This window comes from uncultured Paraglaciecola sp. (assembly GCF_913020055.1).
Classification (GTDB): domain Bacteria; phylum Pseudomonadota; class Gammaproteobacteria; order Enterobacterales; family Alteromonadaceae; genus Paraglaciecola.
The window spans coordinates 24,075-30,693 of sequence record NZ_CAJWCF010000057.1 but is presented as its reverse complement, the minus strand read 5'-3'; the positions used below and the strand labels follow the sequence as shown (position 1 = coordinate 30,693).

The 6,619-nt window shown below is 38.0% G+C and carries 6 protein-coding genes; all 6 read left to right on the top strand.

Annotated features, from left to right (window positions below):
* Window positions 1–780 (top strand): LicD family protein (locus QZ488_RS13200; protein WP_293749431.1); only part of this gene is annotated, 780 nt, incomplete at its 5' end.
* Window positions 777–1,235: an adenylyltransferase/cytidyltransferase family protein gene (locus tag QZ488_RS13195; protein ID WP_293749429.1), complete on the top strand. Its 459-nt coding sequence runs from the start codon at window positions 777–779 to the stop codon at window positions 1,233–1,235. The genes QZ488_RS13200 and QZ488_RS13195, both read left to right, overlap by 4 nt.
* A 5-nt stretch (window positions 1,236–1,240) precedes the next feature.
* The gene (locus tag QZ488_RS13190; RefSeq protein ID WP_293749426.1) at window positions 1,241–2,320 is read left to right on the top strand and encodes a LicD family protein; all 1,080 of its coding nucleotides are present in this window, start codon (window positions 1,241–1,243) and stop codon (window positions 2,318–2,320) included.
* A gap of 86 nt (window positions 2,321–2,406) precedes the next feature.
* Entirely contained in the window at window positions 2,407–4,089 is a 1,683-nt protein-coding gene (locus QZ488_RS13185; protein ID WP_293749424.1) for a hypothetical protein, read from the top strand.
* 109 nt (window positions 4,090–4,198) lie between these two features.
* Entirely contained in the window at window positions 4,199–5,308 is a 1,110-nt protein-coding gene (locus QZ488_RS13180; RefSeq protein WP_293749422.1) for a class I SAM-dependent methyltransferase, read from the top strand.
* Complete coding sequence (locus QZ488_RS13175) at window positions 5,309–6,520, top strand: glycosyltransferase family 2 protein (protein ID WP_293749420.1); 1,212 nt, start codon at window positions 5,309–5,311, stop codon at window positions 6,518–6,520.
* Window positions 6,521–6,619 lie beyond the last annotated feature (99 nt).

Below are 6,619 nucleotides of genomic sequence, written 5' to 3'. Positions count from 1 at the left end.
CACGGCGTTAACATTCAAAATATCCCCATCATTTCTCCGTCGGAAATAGCAGAACTGAACCCAGATAAAATTTTGATTGCGAGTGAGTTTTTTGAGCAAATACAGCAACAATTGGAACAGTTAGTTCCGCAAATAGTGGTCGAAGTGTTGCCTGCAAGACTGATTAAACCAATACAGCTTAAAAACTCTCATCGACAAGGTCAAACCGCAGTGGACTTGCTGTTAATGTTGTCGGAGAATTTAAAATCACACGATGTACCTCATTACATTGATGCTGGTACTTTACTTGGTGTGTATAGAGATAACGCACTCATTCCTTGGGATGATGATTTGGATTTTTCTGTGAATGCAGATCATTTAACACACACCATTCAAGTTTTAGAGCAACAATTACCTAAGATGTTAGAAATAACGGGTGTGACTTGGACCTTACACAAATATATTAACCAACAAACCTACGGCGCGGTGCCAATTGATGCAATTCGAGCACTTAAGTTACTCCCTGATAATGACTGTGAGTCCTTTCCTGGTATCGACTTTTTTGTTAAATATATCCAGGGGGAACATATGGATTATTGCTTAGCCTCCCGTGGATTTCGTATGCCTTCTCGCCATTTTAGTAACATGCAAAGCCATATGTTTTCTGGTGGTGAAGTGTATTTACCGAACCAAGTTGAAGCTTACTTAGAAGGGCATTACGGTGATTGGCAAACACCACAGGAAAACTGGTCTCTAAACGATATTAAATCAGCAACGGTTTTTAAGAGTCAGACGTTATGAAAACAGTGATTACTTATGGCACTTTTGATTTATTACACGTTGGTCACGTCAATATGTTAGAGCGTTTGGCCGAGATGGGAGATAAATTAATTGTCGGTGTGTCCACGGATGAGTTTAATTTATTAAAAGGCAAACACAGCGTATACAGTTATGCTGAACGAGCCAAGATAGTTCAAGCCTTGGGGTGTGTAGATCAAGTGATTGCCGAGCATGATTGGCAACAAAAAGTGCAAGATATTGAGCAATACCAAATAGATATATTTGGCATTGGTGCTGACTGGCAAGGTAAGTTTGATGAGTTAAGTGCAAACTGTGAGGTAGTTTATCTTCCAAGAACACCAAGCATATCAACTACCGATTTAAAGAAAGCCCTGTCTAAAATAGATAGCGCCGCCATTCAGCAGATAAAAACTGGGCTGGATAGTGTATTGGATCTCGTTAAGGCTATTGAGTAGTCATTATGCAATACACACTAAATAAAATTTATTCCGATTACGCCAATGTCCATCAGATATGTAGAGAAGTATTAGATGTGTCTAATCAATCAGCAATTGAGGCTGTTTTAATTGGTGGTTCTTTGTTGGGAATGGTCCGTGACGGTGATTTTTTACCTTGGGACAAAGACCTAGATTTTGCTGTGTTTGAAGCAGATATCGAAGCGACTCTTGCACTTGAATCTAGTTATCGCAAAATTGGCTATGAATGTAGGGTGCACCATTTGGGAGTGAGAACCCCCAAAGAATTAGACGCTGGATTAAATTTGATATTTCAAATAACAAATCTAATGAAAAAGTGCGCATTAGAGCACTGCCTTATTGGCGGAGCGCTATTAAATTTATACAGAGATAAGTGCCTTTTTGCTGAAATAGACACGTTAGGAATATTAATAAACCCTAAAGATGACGACCACTTAGATACTTTACTGAAAAGTTTGAGAATACTAGGCGAAGTATCGTTAAGTTATAGTGATGAACAGGTTAAAAGTATTTTGTTGGTTAGCGGACAATGGCGAGTTAACTTTTTCTTATATGTCTGCCAGGAACAAGGTTTTGGTTGGCGTGACTTAAACTGCGAACATTGGTTTGACCGACCCTTATTCCCCGCACAAAATTATGCTATTGATGATTGCTGTTATTTTGGACCAGCTAATATAGAAGCCTTTTTACAAGCTCGCTTTGGCAGTAATTGGCAGGCAAAACCTGTAGCTAAGTTTAGCGAAGGTAGAACAATAGGATCGATGCAACTTTACAAAGATGAGGTGATGTTTGATTTTATTATGCATTACGTTCGAGGTGAAAAAACCTATTGGTTTGAACCTGCCGCGAATGTGATTAGCACAAAGGGCTTTTTGCCCTGTTCAAAACAAAACACAACTGCTGGTGAAATGTTAATCCCAGATTTCCCTGAAATATTTCTCGAAGAGCATTATCCGAACTGGCGTGTGCCGGTAAAAACTTGGGATGGGGCTGTGGATAATCCAACTATAATTTCATCTGATAAAGCCATGCAGGAAATTATTCAAACTGAAGACTCTCAATGAATCAATGTTCAAAATTTTGCCACGCTTATTTGAATCGGTTTTCGCACTATGACGATATATTTGAACTTGAAGTAGGTGGCTAGTTAATGGAGCTTCAATTACCGCAGTCATCAAATAGCATCCCTAGTGTTCTTTTTCTGGATCAACCTTTTGCCGCAGGTATGGTTCACTTGTGGCTTCGGGAATATTTTTTTGAAAAAGGTTTCACTATTCTTGGGGGGGAGCTTCCTCCTTGGAAGGAAAACCTATTGTTATCAGAGTACAGTGACATTGCAGACGATTATCTCATTGAGTTAGATTGGGATGAAATGATTCGACATACCGTAGCGCGTCTGAATGGTAGATATGGATATAACTTAGAAACTGGAGAACAAAAAGCCAAGATAATAAATTGTTTTAAAGATTACGCTAAGAAAATGGAACGGCAGTTTTCTAATGACAATGTTAAAACTGTAGTCATTTTCGGTAATTATCGCATTGAAACTAAACTAGGCGCTTATTTCAGTCTCAAATACCAAGTGCAGTTAATCTGCATTGAAAGCTTTTTTTTACAAAATTATTTTTATCTTGAACCCAACAGTACACAAATTGCTAACCATCATGCTTTTATCCAAAAGTGGCCGTTTATTCGCAATTTAAAAGTGACAGATGAGCAACTCGATAAGTTAGACGTTTTAATGCGCGAGCGTGAAAGTCACGGTTTGTTGGATGGTTACATTAACATGCCTGAAGCCAATAAAAATTTACCCGATAAATTACACAAACTCAGTCAATGTAAAGGTAAAGTTGGGCTGGTATTGGGACAGGTGTCTTATGATGCGGTTATAGTGAATGATCTAACCGCGTTTCCACAACAGATACTGTTTATACGATTTATTATCGAGCAGTTTTTGCTGCAGGCAGGTGTCGATGATCTGATTGTATGTCGATTGCACCCGTTAGAAGCGCGCTACGGTGATCAAACTATAGAGTTGTTACAGCAAGACTATGCTAAACATCCACAAGTACTGCTGCTTAGTGCTGACGACTGCAATACTTATCAATTAATGGAGATGGTGGATTTTGGTATAGTGGCCAACAGTCAAAGTGGCTTGGAAATGATCTATCGTGATAAACCTGTTTTGGTCTGTGGCAATCCATATTATGCGGTAGCAGGATTTTGTTTGCAGGCAACAGATCAAGCAACAATTCAAGTGCAAGTAAGCAAGTTATTGGCAGGCTGGCATCCTACCGAAAAAGACCTAGCCATAGCTAAACAATATCTTTGTGGGCTGATTTTTCATCACCTCTGCTTACGCAATAAAACGGATGTTTGGCAAAAATTGGACGCTATTCCCAGCCTCTCTTTATTGCAAAACCAACAATCAGCTAAGTTAATAAAAGATAATAAAAGTAAAGGTTTGAAGGTAATGCCCAATGCAAAAGTTGGTCATGTTGTATTAGATGTGCCTGATGATCTGCCAGAGCACGAATCGATACTAGTTTTAGGAGCAGGTACCTTTGCACAGCACTTCGCTTTACATTCCAAATTCAATTTAACATTTTGTTCAGATTTGCCAGCAGATTGCCAACTGACTATAGAAAACCACCCAGTAACCCTCATTGAAAAAAAACTGTTAGTGGAACATCAGGTAATAGTTGTTAGTTGGCCACCAGATAAGTGGCGCCAATTATTAACCATGATGGATAATAAAATTATGAATCTAAAAACAATTTATCATATAGAAAAAATACAAGGTGAAGAGCGTTGTACCTTTCGGTTTATCTAAAAGGCAACAATAGACGTTGGCCTAAAGTGCTTTTTTTAACAGCCGATATAACCATCAATGAGGCCTTATATGCTGGCTCAAAAAGCAATTGTTAAGTTAGGAGTACAGGTTGACTAAAGTATTGATAAGTAGAGAGCAGAGTGAATTTTTTGTAACTGATGAAAAGGGAAGGGTTAGTGTGCCTAATCTTTGGTCAATAGAAATAGATAAACATAGCCTCAAACAACTCAATGCCGAACATGTATTACAATTTATGACCTCTATGGAGACTGACTTTGCGTTATTAAAGTGGTTCACGGCGCTAAGTGTGGGAGGCGAGTTAGTTGTAAAAGTTACAGATGCTGATTACTACGCACGTATTTGGCTAGAGGCTGATTGGTCTGAACAGACTTTACGTGATGCAGATTCTACTTCAAGAACCGCATTTGCGGGATTATGGGGAAAACAAACAACAGCCAATCCTCGTAACCAAGATTATGATTCACAACATAGTGATGTATTTAAGTCAGGGTATAACCAAAAACGGTTAAGCTTCCTGTTACAAAGAGCCGGTTTTGTTGATGTCGATGTTCAGCAATGTGGTGATGGGCAACTCATTGCTCACGCAAAGAAATCCATGGATAAAGGTGAGCGACAAGTCGCGACAGATTATAAAAATATTCGAGAAGACCATAAGAACCGTTACCAATTTGCCTGTGAAAAATTAGCTGAACTAAAACCCGCTAATATTTTGGATTTAGCCTGTGGTATTGGTTATGGTACTTTGATGTTAGCAAAAGCGACAAAAGCCAAAGTTACAGGGGTTGATATTGATCAAAGTGCAATTAAGTATGCAGATCAATACTTCAGAAATAGTCAAACTCAGTTTATTTGTGAGGATGCTAAAAAGGTTGATTTTCAAGCACTGAGTTATGACGCCATCGTTTCATTTGAAACCATTGAACATGTGTCCTTTGATAGAGAGTTATTAGCTATCTTTAATCGGGCTCTTAAACCAGGAGGCAAGCTTATATGCTCAACGCCTAATCAGGATGTTATGCCATTTGATCCAGAAAAATTTAGGTTTCATTTAAAACACTACAAAAATTCAGAACTTGTTTCATTACTCACTGAAACTGGCTTTACAAACATTCAATTGTTTACCCAGCACGACTCCACTTCAGGCCCAGTGGTAAAAGGTGATGATGGTTGTTTTACTATTGCGATAGCAACTAAATAAATGCCTGATTTTTCAGTGATAATTCCGGTATATAATCGGGTGCAGTCTTTGCAACGAGCCATTAATTCTGTGTTGGCCCAATCATATCAAAACTTTGAAATTATCATTGTTGATGATGGATCCTGTCTTGAGATAGGTAAAAAAATTAAGTCACTGATCCAACAGTTGGCAGATTCAAGGATCAGCTTGTTAGGGTATGTCGATAATAAAAATGGTGCCGCGGCTCGAAATGTGGGTATTGGTGCTGCCAAGGCGGCTACCATTTGTTTTCTTGATTCAGATGATGAATGGCATGCCAGTAAATTAGCTGAAGTTAAGCATTGTATTCAAACTAATCAATTGAGTGGTAAAGATTATTTAATTCATCACCAATACATCAATGTTTCAAACTCTGTATTGGGGACGCCGACCCCCAAAACGGCTAAAAAAATAGGTGAATCGATTGCTCACTATTCTTTTATTACTAATAATGTCGGAGGCATACAATCTAGCACCATTGCTGTGAACGCAAATTTAGCTAAAAATAATCCGTTTAACGGGCAGCTAAGGGGGCATCAAGACTGGGACTTTTGCTTGAAGATTGGAAAAGTGTGCGAGACAATTTTATTTATACCTAAGGTGCTCACAAACAGATATAAGGATGATGATGATAGCGTTGCCCGTAACCTAGACTGGCGATATTCACTCGGTTTTTATATCCTCTATCGCCATTATTTCAGTAACAAAGAAGCCGCCTTTTATTTTATCCGCGTAGTGTTAAAAAAAGCTTCCAACCTTGTTTCATATCGCGAACTTTTATTCAATAAATTGACTTTTAGAGTACTTTTTAGCTGGCCATCTATATTTTTTCCTGCTGCCTTTGGATTTGTTAAACAACAAATTGCATTGAATTTAAGAGTCAAAAATGTGTATCAAAAATGTCTTAAACAAAATGCGCGTCACATAGTGATTTGGGGAAGAAATAATTATTGTCATAAATTGATTTTGAAGAAACCAGCAGTAGTACAAATAATGCATATATTAGATGGCAAGGTTACCAATGAAGGAGGTGATTTTCTGGATATAAAGGTTTCTTCTCTTAAGTCGATACCTAAGGACATACTACAAAAAATTGACCTGTTGATATTAGCCACAGATAAGTATCAAACAGAAATGAAAAATGAGTTGTGTGATGTCGCTCCTGAGTTGTTAGATAAGATCATTGAATTGTAATTTATGTTAGTTATCTGCATTAGGGGTTTTAGATAGCTATAGATGTACTGATGAAGAACTCAAAGTTTAAAATTATCCGGACGTTTTAGTCTGCAATAT